Genomic DNA, 24,302 nt, shown 5'->3' with positions numbered 1-24,302 from the left:
TAGTTTAATCATGATTTTAGTGGAAAATATTAATCCATATAAAAAAACAAACTGAACTTATAAATTTAAGTTCAGTTTGTCCACAGTCTGAGCAGCTTATGGTTAAGCTGCTTTTTTCATTTTTGTTAAAACTTTGAGTCCATATGCAAAGATACCGTATCCTACTAATGAACTTGGTAACCAAGTTTTAGTTAATGTGCTATCATTTTTTCTACTGAATAATGCATATGGCACGAACGTTGAAATTAAGTAAAGTACTAGAACCTTTTGATAACGTTTGTTCATCTTAAACACCTCACTTTGTTACTTTCATTATAATACTTTTTTATGCATGAATGAGGTGAGTTTTTTACAAATTTAGAACATTCGTTATTCGAATTTCGCAAATGCTGATGCTGGTATGCGTGAAGCTCTATCATTATTCATTTCACCTTTACCAATTGAGATAAGCATTGCTGGTACTAAGTTATCTTCAATATTAAATGAATCAATTACTGCTTGTTTGTCAAAGCCTATCATTGGGCAAGTTGCGAGTCCTGCGTCTTCACTGACTAACATTAAACTCATCGCAAATAATGAAGCGCCACGTATTGCTTCGTCTCTTCTGTTTGTATCACTTTCAAAGAATTGGTGGACACTTTGTATTAATCCTGATTTCTTATCAGCTGGTATATGTTTATGGTCTATCCAGTCATCTGCGATATCACCAATTGTTTCATGAGCATTTAAGTCACCTAAAATGATAAATGTCGCGCTAGATTCTTTTATTTTAATTTGTTTATTAGCTGCGTTATATAATTTTTCTTTTGCTTCGTCTGTATCAACAACAATTACTTTCCATTGTTGTAAGTTCCAAGCTGAAGGTGATAATGCAGCTTGATCTAATAAATTATAAATTGTTTCTCTATCTAAATCGTATGGCTCATAAGATTTAACAGAGCGTCTTCTTTCTAATGCTTTTGCTAATTCCATGTTTTTCCACTCCTTATATGTCGATATTTTTATGTTCATATAAAATAGTTTTAAAAACAACTTTTCTGCTTATTTACAAAAATCAGTCATTTTAATACTGGTTACAAACGGTTATTTGTTACAATATAAGTAATAAGGGAATAAAGTTGTATGATTTTAGTTATGTGATAAAAGGAGAGGTGCACATGATAGATATTCATAATCATTTATTATATGGATTAGATGATGGTCCATTAGATGAGGAAAGTATGCTTGAACTTGCAAGGGAAGCTGAGAAAATTGGTATAACAGATATAGTTGCAACACCTCATTATATAAAACATCGATTTAGAAATAATGCCGATATCGTAAAAAGTAGAACTGAAGAAGTACAATCTCTATTAAATGATCATCATATTGATATTAAAGTTTATCCTAGCCAAGAAATTCATATGTTTGGTGAGGAACTTGAAGGTTTAGAGTCAGGTGAATTGTTACCTATTACTGAAGGGTCAAGATATGTGTTAATTGAGTTTCCATTTTTCTCGATACCAGAATTTGCTGAACAAACATTTGAAAAGTTATTTAATGCCGGATACCGTCCAATATTAGCTCATCCAGAACGTATCATTCCTATTCAAGATGATTCACAAATTTTATTTGATTTAATTGATAGAGGCGCATTATGTCAAGTTACAGCAGGCTCTTTAGTGAATAAATATGGCGAAGATGCTAAAAGAGTAGCTGATTATTTATTAGAACAAGATGCGATTCATATTCTTGGAAGTGATGCCCATAATACATCCAATAGAAACTTTCATATTAAAGAAGCATATGAATTTTTAGAACGTACGAAAGGTATTGAGACTGTCACACGATTTAAAGAAAACGCTCGAAAAATATTAAAGAATGAAGAAATATGAAGTATTTAAAAAGCGAGAAAAGCATGAGTTACCAGTTGATATCTCATACATTTCTCGCTTTTTTATTATTACTAAGTTGTTTGTAAAGGTTCAGTTGTTTCATGCTTGTTGACGACAAACATTAAAATACTTGCTACAAGCACCATGATAAATGCGAAATAAGGTGTGCTGGATAATGTTAAATGATTTAATATAAATCCACCGATAACAGATCCAAGTGTAATACCTATGTTAAATGCAGATATATTTAAACTTGAAGCGAAATTGACAGTTTCTTTACTATTACGTTCAGCAAAAAGTACTACAATGAGTTGTAACCCGGGAACATTCATAAAAGCGAATAGTCCCATTAATAAAATACTGATTAAACCAACGACATGAAAATGTATCGTAAATCCAACAAGCAATAACGTTAATGCTTGTAATAGAAAAATAATCGTTAATGATTTCGTTGGCGCATGGTTCGTTAATTTTCCACCTAATGTATTACCAATCGCAACCATCACACCATACAATATTAAAATAATGACAATACTATTTGAGTCATAACCTAATATATTCGTTAAAATTTCAGTCATATAAGTGTAAACAACAAATGTACCACCATAGCCAAGAGCTGTAATTAAATAAATAGACATAAGCGGTTTGTTTTTAAAGACAGCAAGTTGTTTAATAATAGGTGCTTGCTCATATTCTGTTAAATTTTTTGGAACGAATGATATATTTGCGATTAAACTGATAAGTCCTATTAAAGCAATCGTGTAGAATGACATTTCGTAACCGAAGTTTTGACCGACCCAAGTTCCAAATGGGACACCTGTAATCGTTGCAACTGTTAAACCTGTAAACATCATGGCGATGGCACTTGAACGTTTATGCGCAGGGACTAAGTCAGCTGCAATGGTTGTTGCAATAGACATGAATACACCATGTGAGAAAGCGCTAAGCACTCTCATAGCGAGTAATAAACTGAATGATGTTGCAAGTCCTGCAAATACATTAGCAATAATAAACACAACCATAATGACTATCAAAACAGTCTTTCTTTTCATATTGTTTGTTAAAGGCGTTAAGATAGGTGCGCCAACTGTAACACCAATAGCATATAAAGATACAGTAAGTCCTGCTAATGGGATTGTCACATCAAAGGCATCTTTAATTAATGGGAGTAATCCTACGCTAATAAATTCCGTAGAACCAATAGCAAAAGCTGAGATAGCAAGTGATATAAGTGCGAGTTGATTCGAAAATTTGTTTTTCAATTTTTAAATTCCTTCCTTTGTTATAAGATATGTGATATTTTAAAACGTAATAAGACAAATAGAAAGTACGCACTTTAAAGTCATATAGGTACTAAAAAGTGCCTTAGGGAGGAATCATGATGGAAGTTACGGAATATAATATTGGTGTAGAAGCAACAATAGATGTCATTGGCGGTAAATGGAAGCCAGTGATACTGTGTCATTTAAAGCATGGGACAATGCGAACATCTGAACTTAAAAAAGCTATTCCGCATATTACACAAAAAATGTTAACGCAACAATTAAGAGAATTAGAAAAAGATGGCATTATTAATCGAATTGTATATCAACAAGTACCACCAAAAGTTGAATACGAGATATCAGAATATGGTAGTACATTAAATGAATTACTAGAGCACTTATGTAAATGGGGAGAATTCCATATTAAAAAACGTAAAGAAGACGGTGAGCAAATAGAGCTTGATTCCGTAGAATTTATAGATGGAATTTAAGTATGAAGTGTAAACAAGCAGGGACAATATTGTCCCTGCTTGTTTTGTATCTTATTCAAACATACCTTTTCTAATCATTTGATAATCTGAAAGCATATGTTGTCCTTTTGCAAATACGTCTTTTATTTGTTTCTTTTTCGGATCAACTATTAATATATCTGCATCATAGTGTTCTTCGATATGACCTTTATGATGTAGTGTTAATACGTTTGCGACATTAGAAGTAAATAAAGCAATTACTTCTTCCCAGTTCGAGTCTTGTACCAATAAATTAAATAATTGGTCTGTTAGCGTGCTGCATTTTGCAACGTCATAACCCACAAGTTGATTGTGTTTATCGAATTTAGGTAAACTGCCATGTCCATCTGAAGAAACGGTTAATTTTGAGATGTCTCCTCCATGTTCTCGGTAATAATTGATGTATTCTACTGTATTTGTACTTGCTGTTAAGTCAACATACACACCTTTATGACTTAATGAAATACCTTCTTCTAACAAATCTATCCCTTTATCAAAATGTGTCAAATAAAGTTTGTTCGGTTTAACATCATAATGATCGATTAGGTCATGAATTTGTTTCAGTTTATGTTTACCTGTACCTATATGAAAATGTGTGACACCAGCTTTTCCACTTAGCATTCCGCCTACTGTTGTATCAGCTACAATTCTTGCGAGTTCTTCAGTTGTTGGAATAGATGATCTGAAATCATTTATGGCTATTTCACCAGTGCCAATCACTTTATCTATTAAAAACAAATCTTCTTTGATGGAGTTTGTAATTGTAGTAACGGGTAAGTGATAATTACCTGTGTACATATATGTAGAGACACCTTCAGCTTCTAATGCTTGAGCCTTTGCATATAAACTCGTTAGCGTTCTAGAAATACCATCTGTACCTATTAAGCCAACTACGCTTGTAATACCATTTGATATTAAATTTGTTAATTGAACTTCTGGCGTTCGTGTCACATAACTCGCTTCACCGCCACCTCCTAGCAAATGAATATGTGGGTCTATAATCCCCGGCATAACTGTATAGCCTGTGGCATCGATGATCTTTAAGTTTGGATCCAGTTGCTTTATTAATTCAATATCTATATCTCCGATTTTAATAATAGATCGCCCTTGAATAAGTATCGATTGCTGACCCTTATAGTTCGGTGAATATACATCACCATTTTTAATAATTGTAAACATCAGCATCCTCCTTTAAAGCTTTCTTTATATATATTTTAGTGTAAGTATGTCGTGAAATCAAAATGTAGCAAATCAAATTAATATATGTCGATATTCTATATGTAATATAAATGTAATATAAAATTACACTTTTTATAATGACTTTATACTTCAAATTATATATAATTAAATTGTACTTATTCTAAAAATATATAGGGGTGGATTAAATGTATCGATCGAAAAAAATTTTATCAGTAGGTTTTACTTCAGTTATGGCTTTGACTTTAGGATTATCAAATGTGGCTAGTGCGAAAGAAAGTAGTCCTTTAGATCAAAAGGAATTAAAATCAATTCCTAAACAAGAAATAAACACAAAAGCTGAAGCGCAAGAGATTTTGAGTCAGTTACCAGGCAATCCAAATATTAAGAAAAGTTACAAACAATTTGAAGTAGCAAATGAATTTAAAGATAACTTAGGATATACGCATTATACTTTAAAACCTAAAGTAGATAACTACGTTGTCGAAGATAAAGAAGTCAAGATACATACCAATGATAATCAAGAATTAGAACTCGTCAATGGGGATGTCAATACAGAAAAAGTTACATATACAAATAAACAAAGCTTATCTAAAGATGAAGCGGTTAATAAAGCTTTTGAAAGTATCGGCGTAAGTCAAAATGAAGTGAAAAATATTAAAGGACAAAAAGTCGTTAATAAAGATGAATTAGTGATCAATGCTGAAAAGAAAAAATTAGTCTATAATGTTGAAATTATTTATTTAGATCCTAAACCAGCACGTTGGGAAATTAAAATTGATGCTGAGACTGGTGAAGTTGTAAGTAAGAAAAATAAAATTGAACATATTGCTGGAAGTGGTGTAGGTGTTAATGGGGATACTAAGAAGCCACTCAATTTAACAAAAATAAGCAATGGTTATGGTTTACAAGATGAAACACATTCTGGAACAATCCATACTTATGATGCAAAGAATGGTACGTCTAGCTTTTCACTCATGACAGATACGGATACAAACTTTAATAGTAAAAATCAAGCTGCAGGAGTGGATGCGCATTTTAATGCTGCTAAAACATATGACTACTATTTAAACACACACAATAGAGATAGTTATGATGGAAACGGTGCAGAAATTAATTCTATTGTTCATTTTGATAGAAATTATAATAATGCCTTTTGGAATGGCCAATATATGGTGTATGGAGATGGTGATGGCAAAACATTTACATCATTATCAGCTGCAGATGATGTTGTTGCACATGAATTAACACATGCTGTGACAGAACATAGTGCAAACCTCGTATATGAGAATCAACCAGGTGCTTTAAATGAATCAATGTCAGATGTGTTTGGTTACTTCGTTGACCCAGAAGATTGGTTAATGGGAGAAGATGCATACACACCAGGTAAACCAGGTGATGGATTAAGAAGTCTTTCTAATCCAGAACAATATAATCAACCTGCACATATGAATAATTATCAGAACTTGCCAAATACTGAACAAGGTGACTATGGTGGCGTGCATATTAATAGTGGTATACCGAATAAAGCAGCTTATTTAACAATTACTAAAATTGGAAAAGAAAAATCAGAAGACATCTATTATAGAGCCTTAACACAATACTTAAGTTCAAACTCTTCATTCTTAGATGCTAAATTTGCATTAAAACAAGCAGCATCTGATTTATATGGTGCAAATTCAACAGAAGTACAACAAGTGGTCAATGCTTGGAATTCTGTAGGCGTAACTGGATAAAATAATTGTATTTTCACACATTGAGACTTAAAATAAAGAGAGGACATTAACATGCAGAATCCGAAACATATGATACATCGTAAAATGCTTATGAATCGAGGTCGTGTATATTTGACGGGACAAATATGCACAGCAACACCGATACCAGATGATATGCATAGCGTGGGTTATTCAAACATGTTAATTCGATAACTGAATACGGGGAGCGTTATATATGAAATTAGGAGAACGTGTCAAACAAAGGAGAATAGATTTAAAGCTATCTCAACAGAATTTAGCGCAAGGTATTGCGACTCAAAGTCAAATTTCAAAAATAGAAAAGAATGAATTACAACCGGGATCTCAACTACTATTTAATATTTCAAGAAGATTAAATTGTAGTATGGACTATTTATACATTGGCGATGAGTTAGATACACAATTAGAACAGAAGTTAAAAGTAATAGAAAGATTGTTAGAAGAGCGTGATTATGATGCGCTAATACCTATTATAGATGGCAATTATTTATCAAATAGTTCAACAGATGAAATTGCTGCTTCGAAGTGGGTAAGATCGATTATTACTTTTTATAAGTATGATGATGTTGAACAATCTCTACAACTAATAGAAGAAGCTTATCGTTTAATGGATCATAATATGTATGAGAAACTACAAGTTTCTATCTGTAATACGCGCGCAATTTACTACTATAGACAGAATGAAAATGAAAAAGCAAAGTCATCACTAGAACAAGGTTTAGAAATTGCTAAACGTTATAATGTAGACGATAATTATCAAATCAAATTGTTATATACATTATCTAATATTTACTCGAATGAAAAAGCTTATGACAGATGTTTAGCTTATGCTCAATCTGCATTAGATATTACGATTAAATCGAATAGATATATGTTATATAGCGAATTAGTTTATAATATTGTGCAATCACGATTAGAGATGGGCATTCTAAATGATACAGATAAGAAACAATTAGAAATTGCACTTTTCTTAAGTGAACAGTCTAAAAAACACAACATCACAATATTAATTAGAGATTTAATGAAAACTTTATAAACAAAAATACTTTCATAACCAATTCTTTTAAATGAATAGGATATGAAAGTATTTTTTTATTTTTGAATGACTTGAGGGATGGTCTCTGTCGTTAATTCAGATTCAAGTTTAGAAGCTAATTGTTGAATGGTTTTAAAGTCATGTCTTTCTTTATAAGGATATGTATAATTGAGTGTCGTTAAGATATGTAAGACAATCGCTTCTTCTAATATGACATGTTTATTGTTCAAAATAGTCGTCGTAACCTTTTCTGGGTAGTAATCTTTAATGATTTCATATATGTATAACTTCGCAAAATAGTAGGCTATCACATCGTATAATAAATCATATTTATGACATAGAGATTCTATAAATAAATATAAATGTGTGTTATCTTCTAATTGAATTGAAGCATCTTCTTTATATGTCCCAACAAGAAAATAAATATCTGGCCTTAAATATGTTTGATATTGCTTTAGAAATTTCAGCCTTACATCAAAGATAATATGAACCAATTTCGTGTTTATTTTTAAAATTAAGGGAAGGTCTTGTTCTAATTTTAGAAGCGTTGGATGGATATTTTGACATAGTAAATGTTCATCATATCCTGCATGCTGAAACTCTGTATGATACTTTGTAAAATATGAAAGCCTCGACTGTTCATTTAAATGAAAGTTATTAAAAAAATCATTAATTGTATTACTAATAATCATAATTGAACCCCTTAACATTTGCTTTAATCTTATGATAGTTATATTACCTGATTTTGATGATTTAATCATCAAATGGTAAAATTAAAAATTAATATTTGACGAGAAACAATATGTACTGTACCCTTTTAAAGTATTCAAGATATATAAGAGGAGAAAATAATGAATCAAATTAATCATAAAGGATCATTTATAGCTTTATTACCGTTAATCGTATTTGTAACGCTGTTTATAGGTACTGGATTAATCATGAAAGATTTTAATTACTTACCTTTAAATGTAGCGATTCTGATCGCAGCAGTCTTTGCATGTGCCATGTATCCAAAGACGCCTTTAGCTAAGAAATTAGATATATTTACAAAAGGCACAGCTCATCCTAACATTTTATTAATGGTATTTGTCTTTTTAATGGCAGGTGCATTTAGTCAAACAGCTAAAAGTATGGGGGCTGTAAGTTCAACTGTAAATTTAGGATTATCTTTAATTCCCGGACAGTTTTTATTAGCAGGTTTATTCATAGTTGGTGCATTTATTTCAGTAGCTATGGGTACATCAATGGGAACAGTTGCAGCATTAGCACCAGTAGGCGTAGGTATTTCAGAAGCGACAGATATCTCACTTGCTTTAACAACAGCAACTGTCGTAGGTGGTGCAATGTTCGGTGATAATTTATCAATGATTTCAGATACAACCATCGCAGCAGTTAGAACACAACAAACGAAAATGAGCGATAAATTTAAGATGAATTTCTTAATTGTATTACCAGGTGCTATCTTAACTGTGCTTATTCTATGGTTTGTTACAAAAGATGCAGGTATGACAGATGTCAGTCAAGGTGGCTATAGTGTCATTAAAGTCATTCCATACTTATTTGTATTAATTAGTGCGTTATGTGGAATGAACGTATTGATGGTATTAGTGCTTGGTGTCATCGTAGCAAGCTTAATAGGATTATTAGACGGCTCATTTACGCTAGCAGAAAATTTAAAAGCAATCTCAGATGGACTTATCGGCATGCAAGATATTTCTATGATCGCATTATTAATCGGCGGAATGATTGGTCTCATAGAATATCATGGCGGAATCAAATGGTTGCTCAATACCGTAACGAAACGCTTGAAATCTAAACGCGGCGCAGAATTTGGAATTGCCAGTTTAGTAAGCGTGACAAATTTAGCAACAGCTAACAACACAATTTCAATCATTACAGCAGGACCACTCGCAAAAGAAATAGCAGATGATTATCAAATTGATCGCAGAAAATCAGCAAGTATATTAGATATATTTGCAAGTACAGTACAAGGAATTATTCCATATGGCGCACAAGTATTAGCAGCAACAAGCGTCGCAGGAATATCAACAGTATCACTATTACCTTATTCATTTTATCCATATTTATTAGGCATATGCGGTATCGTGTCTATTGTAATAGGTTATCCACGTAAGAAGAAAGAAGCGGAGTAAGCTAAAATATTAATATTTTAAACAAAAACAAGCATATCACGTTACGACTGAATGGTTCAGTTAAGTGATATGCTTGTTTTTTATATTTATATTTTTATGCTTTTTCTTGTTTGAGTTCGTATCCATATGCAGTTTCGCCATGGAATACGGCATCTAAGCCTTCTAGTTCTGCTTTTTCGTCTGTTCTTAATGTTGTAAAGATGCTAATGATTTTAGCGATGATGTATGTCATGATGCCACTAAATGCGATTGTTACGACGACGGCAACGATTTGTACGACTACTGGCATGATGCCACCACCAAAGAATACACCGTCTGCTATTGTTGAGTTGACGCTAGAATTTTGGAATAGACCTGTTCCTATTGCACCAACGACGCCTCCAAATCCGTGTAAACCGAATGCATCTAATGCATCGTCATAGTTAAGTAATACTTTAAGGTGCGTGATAACATAGTAACAAACGAATCCACCTAATATTCCTAGAATCATTGCACTTCCGTAACCGACAAAACCTGCTGCTGGTGTAATCGTTACGAGTCCTGCTAACATTCCTGATAATGTTCCGATTAACGTAACTTTTTTCTTTTGAATATATTCAAAGATATACCAACCGGCAATTCCTGCACATGATGCTAGTATTGTATTAACAAATGCGAGCATGGCAACTGAATCGAAAGTGAGTGCTGATCCTGTATTAAAGCCAAACCAACCGAACCATACGAGAATACCACCGATTAAAGTAATGACTAAATTATGTGGTGGTTTTTTATTGCTAGGTTTTCTAGAACCGAGTAGTAGGGCAAGTACGAGTCCAGAAACACCAGATGAAATATGGACTACTGTACCACCAGCAAAATCAATTGCACCAAGTTTGTGAATCCAGCCGCCACCCCATACCCAGTGTGCTACTGGGCTATAAACTAAAACGACCCATAAACTCATAAAGATTAAAAATGGTCCGAATTTCATTCTTTCAGCTACTGAACCAGTTAAAATTGAAACGGCAATGGTACAAAATGTTAATTGGAAAAGCATAAATAATGCGAATGGAATGGTTTCACTAAAATTACCATTAGGTGTGAATCCAACACCGTTTAATAATGCGTGTGAGAAATCACCTATCCATAAATTGTTACCACCAAAACTAATAGAAAATCCTATTAATACCCATGTGAATGTTACAACAACAATTGCTGAAATACTGTGCATCGAAGTATTTAAAACATTTTTAGATTGAACTAATCCTCCGTAAAATAATGCTAAACCAGGTGTCATTAACCAAACTAACAACGTACATCCGAATAATAAAAGTGTATCTGTCTGACTCATCTTCCCTCAACTCCTTATTTTTTTAAAAGTATAAAATATAAAATAAGAAAAAAGAAATATGAGTCAGGTAAATTTACACTTGGTGTGATAATACTTAACATCTGTTAAGTAATTGGATTATTGAACACCTAAATAATCGAACGTAACAGCAGCGACTGATTTAGCTGCAATAAGTAGAGAACCTTCATCAATATCAAATTTAGGATGATGATGAGGGAATGTTTCTTTATCTTTAGGACTTGCGCCTACATAGAAGAAGGTACAAGGTAATTCTTTTGCATAGTAAGCAAAATCTTCTGATGGTGGTTGTGGTTCGCAACGTTCAACACTTTTAACTTCAGGAATATTAGCCGCTTCAATTGCTTTAGCAACTTGTTTCGTTAATTCAGGATCATTATATAGAACCGGATAATCTCTCGTATATTCGAGTTCACATTGAACACCATACATAGATTCTAAACCTTTAGAAAGTCGCTTAACTTCTGATTCAATCAGTTGTAGTGTTTCTTCGTTCATACCTCTTACGTCACCTTCAAGTGTGACTTCATTTTTAATGATATTAAACTGTCCTTTACCATCAAATGAACCGATAGAAATAACGCCCATATCAAATGGATTCAATCTTCTTGAAACGATTGTTTGTACAGACATAACAAAGCTACTTGCTGCAACAATTGGGTCATTTGCTAAATGTGGTGAAGAACCATGACCACCACGTCCTGTTATTTTTAATTTAAAGATATTTCGACCTGATTGAACATTGCCTTCTCTATAATAAACGTGATCACTTTCAAGTGCGCTCATAACATGGACGCCGATGACATTATCAACGCCATCAAGAATGCCATCTTTAATTAAGTATTGTGAACCACCAGGTGGCTTTTCTTCTGCAGGTTGGTGAATGATGACAATCTTACCTTTAAGTTGATCTTTCACTTCAATTAAAGTTTCAGCAAGCACCATCATATATGCAGTATGCGCGTCATGACCACAAGCATGCATGACACCTTCATTCTTAGAACTGAAAGGTAGGCCGGTATCTTCTTTTATAGGTAAAGCATCGAAATCAGCGCGTAACGCTAACGTCTTACCTGGTTTACCAGAATCAATGGTTACTTTAATACCATAAATGCCTTCTCCTCCGATATGTGTTTGTAATGTGACATCCTTATCTTTATAAAAGTCAGCAATATACTGGGCTGTCTCTTTTTCTTCAAAAGATAACTCAGGATGCTCATGTAAGTATCTTCTGATTTCAATCATTTTATTTTCTTTCTTAGATAATCTTTCATAGAAATCATTTAACATATCATGTTCCTCCTTATATTTGTTTAATTTAATTATAATAGAAATTTTGAAAAATTGTTGTTAGAAGCGTAAATGGGTGTTGACATAACATGACAATGGGCGTAGAATGATTGAGTATTAGTTAGCAAAGCTAACTATATTTTTATGAGAAAAGGTGAAAACAATGAAGAACTTTTTATATTCCTACACAAATTTGTATCGACCATATATTCATCATATTAATGAAATATTGGAACCTTTTGATTTATATGCTGCGCAGTACAAAGTGTTACATGATATCGCATATAATCAACCAACCACACTTGTTCAAGTTTCTAAGCGTTCTTTTATTGAAAAACCTACAGCTCGTAAAATTATAAAAAAATTAATCGAACGGGAATTGATTCAAGCAGTTAATAGTAAAGAAGATAAAAGAGAAAAATTCCTTACATTAACTGAGCAAGGTCAAAATCAATTCGATGAAATTCATCATAGAATTGGTGTATTTCAAGAAAAATGTCTGCAAGCAGTTGGTGTCGATGAAGCAGAACTTAATAAGGCACAAGAGATTTTAGAGAATTTGAGAACTTATTTAATAGAGGAGGAAACAGAGTAATGGACGACCAAATTAAGAAACCGATTTGGACAAAAGATTTTATATTTAATTTTGTTATTAGCTTTTTTATATTTTTATCAATGTACTTACTATTAGTAACAGTAGGTGGTTATAGTAAGGAAACATTTGGCGTTTCAGACAGTATGGCTGGTCTAGCATCAGGTTTATTCATAGTTGGATCATTAGTAGGTAGATTTTTAACAGGTAAATATATCAACATAGTAGGTAGTAAGAAAGTATTAGTCATCGGTGGGATTTTATTAGTTATCACAAACGGTTTATATCTCGTGACGGCATCATCATTCGCATTGTTATTAATCGTACGTATTCTAAATGGTGTTGCAAGTGGGGTAGCAAGTACATCTACAGGAACAATCGCAGCATTTATCACACCAGCACAACGTCGTAGTGAAGGTATTAGTATGTATAGTTTAAGTATGGTACTCGGTACAGCAATCGGACCATTTATAGGCTTATTACTATATCAACACATTCCAATGTCTGGACTTTTTACAATTTGTACGATACTTATTGTTGTAGCATTTGTTATGTCACTATTCATGAAAGTTGAAACACCTGTTATGGCGAGTGTCAAAACAGAAGAGAAAAAAGGATTTAAAATTACTGATTTCTTCTCAGTACATGCCTTACCAATTGCAATCGTAGTTGTGATTGTTAGTATTGCATACTCATCAGTATTGTCATTTATTCAATTCTTCGCACAAGAAAATCATTTAGTAGATGCAGCAAGTTTCTTCTTTGTTGTATATGCAGTAGCAGTCTTAATTACAAGACCATTTACAGGTAGAATTATGGACCAACGCGGTGAGAATATCGTTACAATACCAGCATTTATATGTTTAATTCTTGGTTTATTCCTAATTAGTATTGCAAGCAATGGTGCGATCTTATTAATCGCAGGTGCATTTATAGGATTAGGATTTGGTAACTTACAATCTATATTCCAAGCATTAGTCGTTAAAGTATCGCCAGTAGAAGCGATGGGATTAGCAACATCAACATATTTCATCGGTTTAGACTTCGGATTAGGATTCGGACCATATGTATTAGGTAACTTCACACATTCGATTGGATATTCAGGATTATATCTAGCAATGTCTATCGTAGCTTTATTAGGATTAGTCGCATTCTATTTCTTACACATGATTAAAGCTAAAAAAGTAAGTCAATTATAATAAGTGGAGGATATGAAGGGACAGAATTCCGAGAAATGTCCCTTACTGAGTACCCTCTAATTAACAGAATTCGAAATAATGGAAGTTAGCGATACTCAATTACTAAACTTCATAATAATGTAGTCTGAGACACTGAGATGTCTCAGACACTATATAAAAAAAATAGCGTATAGGACATTTGTTGTCCTATACGCTATTTATATATTATCCTTCTAAATCAACTGAGTTGATATCAATGCCTAATGCGTCTGCTACACCTTTACCATAGTCTGGATCTGCTTTGTAACAGTTACGGATGTGACGGTGTTTTACTTCGTCAGTAGTGCCTTGCATTTCGTTAGCTGTATTTTGGAAAATACGTTGTTGTTGTTCTGGTGATTGTAGACGGAATAATTTACCTGGTTGTTCATAGTAATTATCGTCATCTTCACGGAAGTCGTGTTCGTATAATTCACCTTCAAGTTCTAAACCTGGTTTTTTGTATTCTGGTTGTGATTGATGAGCTTCATAACTATTTGGATAGTAGTTAATGCCGCCACCAAGGTTACCATCTACTCTCATTTGTCCATCTCTTGAGAATGGGCAAACATTTGTTGCAGCTTTTGGTGAGTTTACTGGGATTTGCCAGTGGTTAACACCTAAGCGGTAACGTTGTGCATCTCCGTAAGAGAATAAACGACCTTGTAACATTTTATCTGGAGAGAAGTCTATACCAGGGATGATGTTTGTTGGTGCAAATGCAGCTTGTTCAACATCTTGGAAATAGTTCTCTGGGTTACGATTTAATTCGAATTCACCAACTGGAATTAATGGGTATTCGTCTTTAAACCAAACTTTAGTTAAGTCGAATGGGTTATCTTTATGATTTCTTGCTTGTTCTTCAGTCATAACTTGAATGTACATTTTCCATTTAGGGAAATTGCCTTCTTCAATCGCGTTGAATAAGTCTCTTTGACTTGATTCGCGGTCTTTAGCAATTACTTGTTCAGCTTCTTCTGCTGTGTAATTTTCGATACCTTGTTGAGTTCTGAAGTGGAATTTAACCCATACACGTTCACCTGCATCGTTGTACATTGAGTAAGTGTGTGAACCGAAACCGTGCATGTTACGGAATCCTTTTGGAATACCTCTGTCTGTCATTAAAATTGTAACTTGGTGTAAAGCTTCAGGTAATAATGTCCAGAAGTCCCAGTTTGATTGTGGGTTATGCATGTTTGTTTTAGGGTCACGTTTAACAACATGGTTTAAACTTGCAAATAATTTAGGATCACGGAAGAAGAATACAGGTGTGTTGTTACCAACTAAGTCCCAGTTACCTTCTTCAGTATAGAATTTAAGTGCGAAACCACGAATGTCACGTTCAGCTTCTGCAGCACCACGTTCACCAGCAACTGTAGAGAAACGTGCAAACATTTCAGTTTGTTTACCAATTTCAGAGAATATTTTAGCATTTGTATATTGTGTTATATCATGTGTAACAGTAAAAGTACCGAACGCACCAGAACCTTTAGCATGCATACGACGCTCTGGAATCACTTCTCTGTCGAAATGTGCCATTTGTTCTAAGAAATAAATATCTTGCATAGCAAGTGGTCCGCGTTTACCAGCAGTTAATGAATTTTCACGATCTGATACTGGTGCACCAAAAAGTCCTGTAAGTTTTGATTTATTACTCATATCATAATCCTCCTCAAGAATTCTTAATTATAATAATTCTAATTTCATACTAATTATAATTTAAAGTAAGCAAAGTGACAAGTAAAAGAATAAATAATACAGAAAGAATTACGGTACTACTTTGTTATATATTTAGATATAATAACCTAAAAGTGTAAAAACTAAACATTATATAGGGCTTTTTGACTAAATTTTACGGTTTGTACACAAATTGTTAATAGAATAAATTTTATTTAAAATGAGAATTGGACAGATTAATTGATTATAAGAACTAAAAAAAAAAGAACGCGCTTTTTCGCGTTCTTAATAGAAATAAATATTATTTAGGTAAATCCCTGTCTATAAATAGTGGCTGAACATCTACTCTTCTCAATATGATTTCTTTTGCTTTTTGAGGTAGAAGTTTAATTTCAGGAATTTCTGAGACTTTTAATGATACATATTTAATTTTTTGATCGAATGGAATGGTCAAGTCTTCTAAAGATTCATTAATTGTAACATGGTAAATAAATAATATTTCGTGATAAGACGTACTTTCATATTCAAAGAAGTTTTGAACAGTTGTTAAAAAGTAAATATCATCACATTCTATATTGAGTTCTTCTTTGATTTCACGTTTAATAGCAGAATCTGAGCTTTCGAAATATTTAACTCTCCCACCAATTAATGCATAATAATCATGTTTTTTATCATAGTGAAAACAATAACCATGCTTATCTTTGATGATTGCGCCAACTCTAATATTTAACATACCATCGCCTGATTTAAGTGAAAGATCCATCACAACGACCTCCTTAGTATTAAATTAGAATAATTTAAGAATGACAATGCCGACAAAGACTAATATCGCACCAATTAATCGTCTCGTTGTAATTTTAAATTTTGGTGTATTAAATAAACCAAAATGATCAATTAAAAGTCCCATTAACATTTGTCCAAATATAACGACCATTAATGTAAGTGCTGCACCGAGTTCAGGCATAAGTGATATGTTCGTCGTAACAAATACAACACCTAATGCACCACCAATAAAGTAAATCGGTTTAATCGTACCTTGTTCAGGTTGATGGAAGCTAAAACGAATTCTACGAACAAGAATAAGTGAAAGCATAAATAATGCGATTGTCCCAACAGCGAATGATATAAGTGCTGAAAAATAAAATGAATCTACTTCATATCTAAGTGCACTATTAATAGCTGTTTGTATTGGGGGAAGACAACCTGTCATAATACCGAGAATCATCCAATAATTTGTATGATTAGATTGTGTTGTAATGACACGTGATGATTTCTTTTTATAATTCATTAATAATATACCCAGTAACATCAGAATTACGCCAGAAATTCTTCCGATATTAATTGTATGAATGTCAGCATCAAATAATCCAAATTGGTCGATGATCAGTCCCATTATAATTTGACCAGAAACTGTCATCACGACTGTTAATGCTGCGCCAATTCTTGGAAGTAATAATAAATTTCCTGTTAAAAAGACGACGCCTAATAAACCACCTGTAAACCAAACGTAAGAAAAGTCTTGATTCATTATAAATGATGGTGTTAATTTTTGTGGATTCATAATAGTATTCACAATGATTAACACAATTGTTCCTATCAAGAATGAATAAAATGATGCAAGTATAGGTGATTTTGTGTAACTACCAAGTTTCGTATTAATAGATGTTTGTAGTGGTACACATAACCCTGCTAAAATGCCTAGAATAATTAATAAAATCAATCTTCATAACCCTTTTTTTCTATATCTACAGATTCTTGGTAATAAATCTTTTGTTCATTTTCTGGTACCATGTTACCGCCTGTTGACCAAACGAGGTGCGTGGCATTTTCGGAATCATAATTTAAGTCATGAATATATTTTAAACCTTGGAAACCTGAAGTAGCAGAAGGTTCTATAAAGATATTTTCATGATCTTTTAATGTTTTTAAATAAAGATAAAGTTGATGGTCATTTACTGTACATGAACCAAACAATAATGAAGTCATAATGTTGCCGACTAATTTCGAAGGACGACTGACTGCTAAACCATCTGCAATTGTTTTTCCTGATAAACCTATATCTTGAACGGAAATTTGATCATGTAGCTGTGTAATCATGCCTAAAGTCATACAAGGAGCTTCAGTAGGTTCGATAAAGATAGGATGTACATGATCACCATAAATGAGTTTTAATCCAAATGCGACACCACCAGGACCACCGCCTACGCCACATGGTAAATAGACGTATAACGGATGCGCTTTATCTACATGAATATTTAAGTCTTTCAATTGTTGTTTAAGTCTTAACGCGCTAACAGCATATCCTAAAAATAAATCTTTAGATGCTTCATCATCAATAAAGTGGCAATAAGGATCATCTGCTGCAGCTTTACGACCTTCTTTTACAGCATAACCGTAATCTTGAACATGCTCTACGACTTCGACTCCTTTAGAACGGAGAAGGTCCTTTTTCCATGCTTTAGCATCTTGAGACATATGAACCGTTACTTTGAAACCTAATTTGGCACTCATAATACCGATGCTTAATCCTAAATTACCAGTAGAACCAACAGCAATTCTGTATTTAGAGAAAATAGATTGATATTGTTCAGTAGCAAGTAGGCGATAATCACTATTAATCGTAAAATCAGTTTCTTTCATTGCCGTTTCTTCAGCAAACTTTAGCACTTCATAAATGCCACCACGTGCTTTAATAGAACCAGAAATAGGTAAAGCATGGTCACCTTTAAGTAATAAACGTCCCTTTAAATGACTGAATCGTGTATTTTTAAAATGATCTAATGTGAAAATTTGAGATTCAATTTTTCCATTGTTTAGTTTCGTTTCAGGAAAGACTTCTTCAATATACGGTGCAAAACGAGCTAATCGTTGTTCAGCATCTAATACATCATCCATTGAAAATGGTAAATCAGTAGTCACTAAATAGTCAGGATTTTTCCAAAATACTTCTTCTCCATTTTTAATATTAGAAATAATAGGATACTTATCTTCTAATGATTTTATGTCTATAGACATGAATAATCTCTCCTTTTTAAAATATAATGTAATACAATAGTACAACTGTTTGGATATTATAGATAGATTGTGAGAATAAAAAATATATGATTATTTGTAATCTTTAACAATAATAGAAGGTTTAGAAAGTATAGAAGTAATGAGTATTTCGAGATTGATATGTATGTAGTGGGTCTGTTAATTACAAAATCCTACAGAATTGTAACTAAGAACCCCGCTATCTTCACATAACACACAACATACTCATAAAAAAGACTTCCGATGTAATATCGGAAGTCTCCATTTTTATGATGTATATAAATCTCTTGTAGGTGTTGGGATTCTGCTTGGGTCTGCATGTTTAATAATTGCACGTACATATAGTGAAGCGACAATTAGAAATACGATTGAACCACCAATTACAGATGTTTGATATGGTAATGATAATCCTTCAGGTGCATATAATACATATACACTAATTGCAGCTGTCATGAATAATGCTGGTATTCCTGCTACTAAATGTTTCTTGCCATATCTTAATAAGTAACTTACACTAACCCACAACATAACGGTTGCGACGATTTGATTTGAGAATCCAACATATCTCCATAAGAATGAATAATCAATTGTTGATAGTAAGAAAGCAGGTAATCCTACAGCAAAGCTTGCTGCAATCATTAATACTTTTGGTTTAATTTTTACTTTATCTCTCATGAAATCTTCTATAATCATTCTTGAACTTCTAAGTGCAGTATCACCAGTTGTAATAGGTAGGATGATGACACCAAGTAGTGCAAGGATGCTACCGAATGGTCCTAATAATTCCATTGATATTTGGTCAACGACACCTGCTGGACCGATTGATTGTAATTTTGCTGCTAATCCTTCAGTACCACCGAAGAATGTCATACCAGCTGCTGCCCAAATTAATGCAATAATACCTTCTGAGATCATTGCGCCATAAAAAACTTTTCTACCTTCTGATTCATTTTTAACTGTTCTTGAAATGATTGGACTTTGCGTACAATGGAAACCTGAAATTGCACCGCAAGATATTGTCACCATAAGTAATGGCCAAACAGGTAGTTCTTTAGGATGCATATTATGAATTGTAATTTCAGGAATATGTTTACCACTGAATATTAAAGCAACGGCTACACTAACGGCCATAACGATTAAGATAACACCGAATATTGGATAAATACGTCCAATGATTTTATTGATAGGAAGAATAGCTGCTAGTATAAAGTATGTAAAAATGATAACTAATGCTACGAAGAATGAAATAGGTGTCTTGCTTGATAATAATTGAGCTGGCCCAGCAACAAATGCAGCTGCAACAAGCACCATCAAGACGACAGACACAACATCTGTGAACACTCTAATAATCTTACCTAAATAATGTTGTACAAGCATAGGGAACTGTGCACCACCATGTCTCAAACTTAGCATGCCTGAGAAGTAATCATGTACACCTCCAGCAACGATACACCCTACAACAATCCAGATAAATGCTACAGGTCCATATAAAGCACCAGCTACTGCACCAAATATCGGACCCAATCCAGCTATGTTAAGCAGCTGAATCATCCATCCTTTCCAAGCAGGCATAGGTACAAAATCCATATTATCTTGTTTACTATACGCTGGTGTTTGTTTATCCGGATGTATCTCGAATACGCGTTCAACGTATTTACCGTAAAAGATATACCCCAAAATTAAAATAATAATACTAGAAATAAATGTAACCATTGTAAAACCTTCTTTCAAACTAAGAATATTCATAGATTAGCAAAAATTTTACATTGTATCAATAATATTTTTGAAATTTCTGAAAATTTATCGATATAGTAAACATAACAATTATTTGCAATTGTAAAATTACAAAATTATAATCAAAAGTAAGCCTTTTCATTTGAAAATGATTATATTTGGCTTTTTTGGGCATAATTTCATAGAGGGGGTAATCAATATGCAAGAACATCAGGTTATAACAATTGATGGTAAAGATTTTCTTGTAGAAGAGGGCATGAGGCTATTGGACTTTATTAAAGCTGAAAAGTTAACCTTCGTTCCGTCTATATGCTACAACGAATCTTTAGGACCAATTGAAACGTGTGACTCATGTGTCGTCGAAGTTAATGGGCAACTTCAACGTGCATGTAGTACGATGATTGAGAATGGCATGGTTGTGAATACACAACTTGAATCCGTGAAATCAGCTCAGAAACAAGCATTGGACAGAGTGCTTGAACATCATGAATTATATTGTACAGTTTGTGATTATAATAATGGCAATTGCGAAATTCATAATACAATGGGTGAATTTGGTTTAGAACATCAATCTAATCCATTTCAATCTAAAGGTTATGAAAAAGATTTTGGGGCATTTTACAGATATGATCCGGATCAATGTATTCTATGTGGTAGATGTGTAGAAGTATGTCAAGATGTACAAGTGAACGAAACATTGACAATTGATTGGGAAAGAAAACAACCTAGAGTTATATGGGACAATGATCGTGCGATTGATGAATCAAGCTGTGTGAACTGTGGACAATGTGTAACAGTATGTCCTTGTAATGCTTTGATGGAAAATAACATGCTAGGTAACGCAGGGTATATGACTGATCAAGAACCTGGCTTATTACGTTCGATGATTGAACTCACTAAAAAAGCTGAAACTGGATATGGACCACTGTTTGCGATTTCTGATTCAGAAGCGGCGATGCGAGAAGATGTTATTAAGAAGACGAAGACAGTATGTACATACTGTGGAGTAGGTTGTTCATTTGATGTTTGGACAAAAGATAGAGAAATATTAAGAGTGTTACCGCATGAAGATTCTCCAGCAAATCATATTTCTACGTGTGTTAAAGGGAAATTTGCATGGGACTATGTGAATTCTGAAGATAGATTAACGAAACCTTTAGTTAGAAAAGAAGGCTATTTCCAAGAAGTTGAATGGGATGAAGCTTTAAGAGTGATCAGTACTCGATTTTCTCAAATTAAAAATCAATATGGTAAAGACGCATTAGCGTTTATTTCATCTTCTAAATGTACAAATGAAGAATCATATTTAATGCAGAAATTAGCGAGACAAGTTATCGGAACGCATAATGTCGATAATTGTTCTAGATATTGTCAATCACCCGCTACTCAAGGATTGTTTAGAACAGTAGGTTACGGTGGCGATTCCGGTTCAATTGAAGATTTAGAAAAAGCTAAAATGGTCATTACTATCGGTACAAACACAGCTGAAGCACATCCAGTTATTGCGAGTAGAATTAAACGTGCACATAAATTATTAGGACAAAAATTATATGTATTTGATATTAGAAAACATGAGATGGCTGAACGTGCAGATAAATTTTATCAACCAAATCCTGGTACAGATTTAGTTTGGCTATCAGCTGTTACAAAATATATTATCGACCAAAATTGGCACGATGAGGCTTTTATCAATAAATGGGTTAATGATTTTGATAGTTATTATGAAAGTCTTAATACATTTACGTTAGAGTATGCAGAAAGTCTCACGGGCATTAGTCAAACAGAACTTAAACATATTGCCAAACAAGTTGCAGAAACTGAATCTCTATCCATCTGTTGGGCAATGGGTGTAACGCAACATCGTATCGGTAGTGATACAAGTACAGCTATTTCTAACTTATTATTAGTAACAGGGAATTATATGAGACCTGGCACAGGTGCTTATCCTTTAAGAGGCCACAACAATGTTCAAGGATGTAGTGATATGGGCAGTATGCCTAACACATTCCCAGGATATCAAGATGTCTCTGATGATGAAGTGAGACATAAATTTGAACAAGCTTGGCAAGTTTCGCTCGATTCAGAAAGAGGTTTGGACAACCATCAAATGATAGATAGTATACATGAAGGGACATTACACTCACTTTATATTAAAGGTGAAGATACAGGTGTTGTAGACGCTAATATCAATTATGTCAGATCAGCATTTGAGAAAATTGATTTCTTAGTCGTTCAAGATTTATTTTTATCAAAAACAGCCGAATTTGCAGATGTTGTCTTACCAGCATCTCCTTCATTAGAAAAAGATGGTACATTTACAAACACTGAAAGACGTGTTCAAAGAATCAATAAAGCATTAGACACGCTTGGAGATTCTAAACCAGACTGGGAAATCATTCAATTAATTGCACAGTCACTAGGCGCAGATTGGGATTATCAACATCCTAGTGAAATATGGTATGAAGCACAATCACTCATGCCTTTAGTTAAAGGAATTACGTATGATCGTCTAGAAGGATTTGATAGTTTACAATGGCCAATGAATGATGATGGCACTGATACACCATTATTATATACAGAAAGATTTAATTTCCCTGATGGCAAAGCTAGACTTTATCCATTGTCATTTAATGTTGAATCTAAAAAGACAAAAGAAATGTCATTACACGTTAACAATGGTCGAGTGTTAGAACATTTCCATGAAGGTAATATGACTTATCAAGTACCTGGTTTAAAATATAAATTACCTAGAAACTTCTGTGAAATTTCTAAAGAACTCGCTGAAGAACACGGTATCGAAAATGGTGCGAGAGTTAAAATAACTTCTAAAGTAGGTACAGTAGAAGTGAATGTGCAAGTAACAGACAGAGTAGCAGGTAATAATATTTATATTCCATTAAATGATCAGAATGAAGGTGCACCTAACTTTGTAATAGATAGTGATGTTGATAAAGATACAAATACACCAGCATATAAAGATAATTATGCGAAGTTAGAAGTTGTCACTAAAAAAGGGCAATCACCTATACCTAAACATAATTCACGTTTTGGTAATAGACAGCCTCAGATTAGTGTGAGAGTACAAGATAAGTGGGCGAAATCAAGTTATACATTCCCTAGTAAAGGTGGCGATTTATAATGGGTGAAAGAGTTAAAGTGATTAAGAAAATTCATAAAAGTAGAGAATATATAATTGAAGAAAATATGAATGACATTAAATCACGATTATCAGATCGAAAAATTGCCATTGAAAAAGGGATTGATATACTCGATGCACTGGAAGAAGCGGAAGCGTTGGATGCTTTTCACGCAGCCATTGTGCAACGTAAAATCATTACGAAAAATATCGTCAATGAACTAAATAAAGAACAATATGAAGGTATTTTAGGAAATCTTGGACAAGTTCTATTTTTATTAGGAGAGCTAGATATAGAAGAAACATCGACTTTCGTGAGAAGAATTAATAACGGTATGAAAGTAGCAAATAGGGCTAATCCTTATAAGAAGACTTCTGTAACAGATTTATTAGGTGCACTTAAAGATCCAGAAATTAATCAAAGTGTAACGCTATTATTGAACTTTTTAAAAGGTATGAGTAGAGAAGAGTGAGACAGATTTCTGTCTCG

At 33.3% G+C, this 24,302-nt stretch carries 22 protein-coding genes; 10 read left to right on the top strand and 12 right to left on the bottom strand.

Features of this window, described 5'->3' with window-relative positions; all coding sequences use genetic code 11:
* Positions 1–102: 102 nt before the first annotated feature.
* Positions 103–285 carry a hypothetical protein gene (locus LQ611_RS02035; protein WP_025906889.1) on the bottom strand — a complete coding sequence of 61 codons (183 nt, stop codon included), beginning with the start codon at positions 283–285 and terminating at the stop codon, positions 103–105.
* An 84-nt stretch (positions 286–369) separates the two neighbouring features.
* Positions 370–972 (bottom strand): nitroreductase family protein, encoded by a 603-nt coding sequence (locus tag LQ611_RS02030; protein ID WP_025906888.1) that lies wholly within the window; start codon positions 970–972, stop codon positions 370–372.
* Between the two features lie 185 nt (positions 973–1,157).
* Between LQ611_RS02030 and LQ611_RS02025 the strand changes: the two genes are divergently transcribed.
* Positions 1,158–1,874, top strand: coding sequence for a tyrosine-protein phosphatase (locus LQ611_RS02025; RefSeq protein ID WP_107566094.1), 717 nt, complete (start codon positions 1,158–1,160; stop codon positions 1,872–1,874).
* Positions 1,875–1,945: 71 nt separating this feature from the next.
* Here the strand turns inward: LQ611_RS02025 and LQ611_RS02020 are convergent, their stop codons facing one another.
* A complete protein-coding gene (locus tag LQ611_RS02020) occupies positions 1,946–3,136 on the bottom strand; it encodes an MFS transporter (RefSeq protein WP_025906886.1) in 1,191 nt (396 codons plus the stop codon).
* A gap of 119 nt (positions 3,137–3,255) precedes the next feature.
* Here LQ611_RS02020 and LQ611_RS02015 point away from each other — a divergent pair, with 119 nt between their 5' ends.
* Entirely contained in the window at positions 3,256–3,627 is a 372-nt protein-coding gene (locus LQ611_RS02015) for a winged helix-turn-helix transcriptional regulator (protein WP_025906885.1), read from the top strand.
* Between the two features lie 51 nt (positions 3,628–3,678).
* On the opposite strand, the gene iadA is transcribed toward LQ611_RS02015, so the two are convergent.
* Positions 3,679–4,824: a beta-aspartyl-peptidase gene (gene iadA, locus LQ611_RS02010; protein WP_025906884.1), complete on the bottom strand. Its 1,146-nt coding sequence runs from the start codon at positions 4,822–4,824 to the stop codon at positions 3,679–3,681.
* A 206-nt stretch (positions 4,825–5,030) separates the two neighbouring features.
* Here iadA and LQ611_RS02005 point away from each other — a divergent pair, with 206 nt between their 5' ends.
* Genes LQ611_RS02005 through LQ611_RS01995 form a run of 3 tightly spaced genes read left to right on the top strand, consistent with a single transcriptional unit; the run spans position 5,031 to position 7,632 of the window.
* Positions 5,031–6,578 (top strand): M4 family metallopeptidase, encoded by a 1,548-nt coding sequence (locus LQ611_RS02005; RefSeq protein ID WP_103361990.1) that lies wholly within the window; start codon positions 5,031–5,033, stop codon positions 6,576–6,578.
* Between the two features lie 51 nt (positions 6,579–6,629).
* Entirely contained in the window at positions 6,630–6,770 is a 141-nt protein-coding gene (locus LQ611_RS02000; protein WP_158011175.1) for a hypothetical protein, read from the top strand.
* A 22-nt stretch (positions 6,771–6,792) separates the two neighbouring features.
* Positions 6,793–7,632 carry a helix-turn-helix domain-containing protein gene (locus LQ611_RS01995; protein ID WP_239709313.1) on the top strand — a complete coding sequence of 280 codons (840 nt, stop codon included), beginning with the start codon at positions 6,793–6,795 and terminating at the stop codon, positions 7,630–7,632.
* Positions 7,633–7,688: 56 nt separating this feature from the next.
* Here the strand turns inward: LQ611_RS01995 and LQ611_RS01990 are convergent, their stop codons facing one another.
* Positions 7,689–8,324, bottom strand: a complete 636-nt coding sequence (locus tag LQ611_RS01990) for a hypothetical protein (protein ID WP_239709311.1) — start codon at positions 8,322–8,324, stop codon at positions 7,689–7,691.
* Between the two features lie 159 nt (positions 8,325–8,483).
* Here LQ611_RS01990 and LQ611_RS01985 point away from each other — a divergent pair, with 159 nt between their 5' ends.
* The gene (locus LQ611_RS01985; protein ID WP_210141869.1) at positions 8,484–9,785 is read left to right on the top strand and encodes a Na+/H+ antiporter NhaC family protein; all 1,302 of its coding nucleotides are present in this window, start codon (positions 8,484–8,486) and stop codon (positions 9,783–9,785) included.
* 94 nt (positions 9,786–9,879) lie between these two features.
* On the opposite strand, the gene LQ611_RS01980 is transcribed toward LQ611_RS01985, so the two are convergent.
* Positions 9,880–11,115: an ammonium transporter gene (locus LQ611_RS01980; protein ID WP_239709308.1), complete on the bottom strand. Its 1,236-nt coding sequence runs from the start codon at positions 11,113–11,115 to the stop codon at positions 9,880–9,882.
* A 117-nt stretch (positions 11,116–11,232) separates the two neighbouring features.
* Complete coding sequence (locus tag LQ611_RS01975; RefSeq protein ID WP_025906878.1) at positions 11,233–12,423, bottom strand: M20 family metallopeptidase; 1,191 nt, start codon at positions 12,421–12,423, stop codon at positions 11,233–11,235.
* Positions 12,424–12,586: 163 nt separating this feature from the next.
* Between LQ611_RS01975 and LQ611_RS01970 the strand changes: the two genes are divergently transcribed.
* Both LQ611_RS01970 and LQ611_RS01965 read left to right on the top strand, forming a co-directional pair.
* Positions 12,587–13,018, top strand: a complete 432-nt coding sequence (locus LQ611_RS01970) for a MarR family winged helix-turn-helix transcriptional regulator (RefSeq protein WP_025906877.1) — start codon at positions 12,587–12,589, stop codon at positions 13,016–13,018.
* Complete coding sequence (locus tag LQ611_RS01965) at positions 13,018–14,214, top strand: MFS transporter (RefSeq protein ID WP_025906876.1); 1,197 nt, start codon at positions 13,018–13,020, stop codon at positions 14,212–14,214. The genes LQ611_RS01970 and LQ611_RS01965 overlap by 1 nt, the downstream gene beginning before the upstream one ends.
* Before the next feature lie 204 nt (positions 14,215–14,418).
* Here LQ611_RS01965 and LQ611_RS01960 read toward each other — a convergent pair whose 3' ends face one another.
* The 5 genes from LQ611_RS01960 to LQ611_RS01940 form a co-directional block, all read right to left on the bottom strand.
* Positions 14,419–15,891 carry a catalase gene (locus LQ611_RS01960; protein WP_025906875.1) on the bottom strand — a complete coding sequence of 491 codons (1,473 nt, stop codon included), beginning with the start codon at positions 15,889–15,891 and terminating at the stop codon, positions 14,419–14,421.
* A gap of 319 nt (positions 15,892–16,210) precedes the next feature.
* On the bottom strand, positions 16,211–16,672 hold the full coding sequence (locus LQ611_RS01955; RefSeq protein ID WP_103361992.1) for an NUDIX domain-containing protein: 462 nt from the start codon (positions 16,670–16,672) through the stop codon (positions 16,211–16,213).
* A gap of 24 nt (positions 16,673–16,696) precedes the next feature.
* A complete protein-coding gene (locus tag LQ611_RS01950) occupies positions 16,697–17,629 on the bottom strand; it encodes a DMT family transporter (RefSeq protein ID WP_210141868.1) in 933 nt (310 codons plus the stop codon).
* Positions 17,626–18,924: a D-serine ammonia-lyase gene (locus LQ611_RS01945; RefSeq protein WP_210141867.1), complete on the bottom strand. Its 1,299-nt coding sequence runs from the start codon at positions 18,922–18,924 to the stop codon at positions 17,626–17,628. Before LQ611_RS01945 ends, LQ611_RS01950 begins: the two co-directional genes overlap by 4 nt.
* Positions 18,925–19,209: 285 nt before the next feature.
* Positions 19,210–20,655, bottom strand: coding sequence for a carbon starvation CstA family protein (locus tag LQ611_RS01940; protein WP_025906871.1), 1,446 nt, complete (start codon positions 20,653–20,655; stop codon positions 19,210–19,212).
* Positions 20,656–20,875: 220 nt separating this feature from the next.
* Between LQ611_RS01940 and fdhF the strand changes: the two genes are divergently transcribed.
* Complete coding sequence (gene fdhF, locus LQ611_RS01935) at positions 20,876–23,815, top strand: formate dehydrogenase subunit alpha (RefSeq protein ID WP_239709307.1); 2,940 nt, start codon at positions 20,876–20,878, stop codon at positions 23,813–23,815.
* Positions 23,815–24,285, top strand: coding sequence for a helical membrane plugin domain-containing protein (locus tag LQ611_RS01930; protein ID WP_037589089.1), 471 nt, complete (start codon positions 23,815–23,817; stop codon positions 24,283–24,285). Before fdhF ends, LQ611_RS01930 begins: the two co-directional genes overlap by 1 nt.
* Positions 24,286–24,302 lie beyond the last annotated feature (17 nt).

This window comes from Mammaliicoccus sp. L-M44, from assembly GCF_022386355.1.
Lineage (GTDB): Bacteria > Bacillota > Bacilli > Staphylococcales > Staphylococcaceae > Mammaliicoccus > Mammaliicoccus sciuri_A.
Note: the sequence above shows the minus strand (reverse complement) of the source record. Positions and strands in the feature narration are given on the sequence as shown.

What these genes read in the sequence shown, in the direction of transcription:
- LQ611_RS02035 (WP_025906889.1), bottom strand. Translation starts at nt 285, where the DNA reads ATGAACAAACGTTATCAAAAGGTTCTAGTACTTTACTTAATTTCAACG.
- LQ611_RS02030 (WP_025906888.1), bottom strand. Translation starts at nt 972, where the DNA reads ATGGAATTAGCAAAAGCATTAGAAAGAAGACGCTCTGTTAAATCTTAT.
- LQ611_RS02025 (WP_107566094.1), top strand. Translation starts at nt 1,158, where the DNA reads ATGATAGATATTCATAATCATTTATTATATGGATTAGATGATGGTCCA.
- LQ611_RS02015 (WP_025906885.1), top strand. Translation starts at nt 3,256, where the DNA reads ATGGAAGTTACGGAATATAATATTGGTGTAGAAGCAACAATAGATGTC.
- iadA (WP_025906884.1), bottom strand. Translation starts at nt 4,824, where the DNA reads ATGTTTACAATTATTAAAAATGGTGATGTATATTCACCGAACTATAAG.
- LQ611_RS02005 (WP_103361990.1), top strand. Translation starts at nt 5,031, where the DNA reads ATGTATCGATCGAAAAAAATTTTATCAGTAGGTTTTACTTCAGTTATG.
- LQ611_RS02000 (WP_158011175.1), top strand. Translation starts at nt 6,630, where the DNA reads ATGCAGAATCCGAAACATATGATACATCGTAAAATGCTTATGAATCGA.
- LQ611_RS01995 (WP_239709313.1), top strand. Translation starts at nt 6,793, where the DNA reads ATGAAATTAGGAGAACGTGTCAAACAAAGGAGAATAGATTTAAAGCTA.
- LQ611_RS01990 (WP_239709311.1), bottom strand. Translation starts at nt 8,324, where the DNA reads ATGATTATTAGTAATACAATTAATGATTTTTTTAATAACTTTCATTTA.
- LQ611_RS01985 (WP_210141869.1), top strand. Translation starts at nt 8,484, where the DNA reads ATGAATCAAATTAATCATAAAGGATCATTTATAGCTTTATTACCGTTA.
- LQ611_RS01980 (WP_239709308.1), bottom strand. Translation starts at nt 11,115, where the DNA reads ATGAGTCAGACAGATACACTTTTATTATTCGGATGTACGTTGTTAGTT.
- LQ611_RS01975 (WP_025906878.1), bottom strand. Translation starts at nt 12,423, where the DNA reads ATGTTAAATGATTTCTATGAAAGATTATCTAAGAAAGAAAATAAAATG.
- LQ611_RS01970 (WP_025906877.1), top strand. Translation starts at nt 12,587, where the DNA reads ATGAAGAACTTTTTATATTCCTACACAAATTTGTATCGACCATATATT.
- LQ611_RS01965 (WP_025906876.1), top strand. Translation starts at nt 13,018, where the DNA reads ATGGACGACCAAATTAAGAAACCGATTTGGACAAAAGATTTTATATTT.
- LQ611_RS01960 (WP_025906875.1), bottom strand. Translation starts at nt 15,891, where the DNA reads ATGAGTAATAAATCAAAACTTACAGGACTTTTTGGTGCACCAGTATCA.
- LQ611_RS01955 (WP_103361992.1), bottom strand. Translation starts at nt 16,672, where the DNA reads ATGGATCTTTCACTTAAATCAGGCGATGGTATGTTAAATATTAGAGTT.
- LQ611_RS01945 (WP_210141867.1), bottom strand. Translation starts at nt 18,924, where the DNA reads ATGTCTATAGACATAAAATCATTAGAAGATAAGTATCCTATTATTTCT.
- LQ611_RS01940 (WP_025906871.1), bottom strand. Translation starts at nt 20,655, where the DNA reads ATGGTTACATTTATTTCTAGTATTATTATTTTAATTTTGGGGTATATC.
- fdhF (WP_239709307.1), top strand. Translation starts at nt 20,876, where the DNA reads ATGCAAGAACATCAGGTTATAACAATTGATGGTAAAGATTTTCTTGTA.
- LQ611_RS01930 (WP_037589089.1), top strand. Translation starts at nt 23,815, where the DNA reads ATGGGTGAAAGAGTTAAAGTGATTAAGAAAATTCATAAAAGTAGAGAA.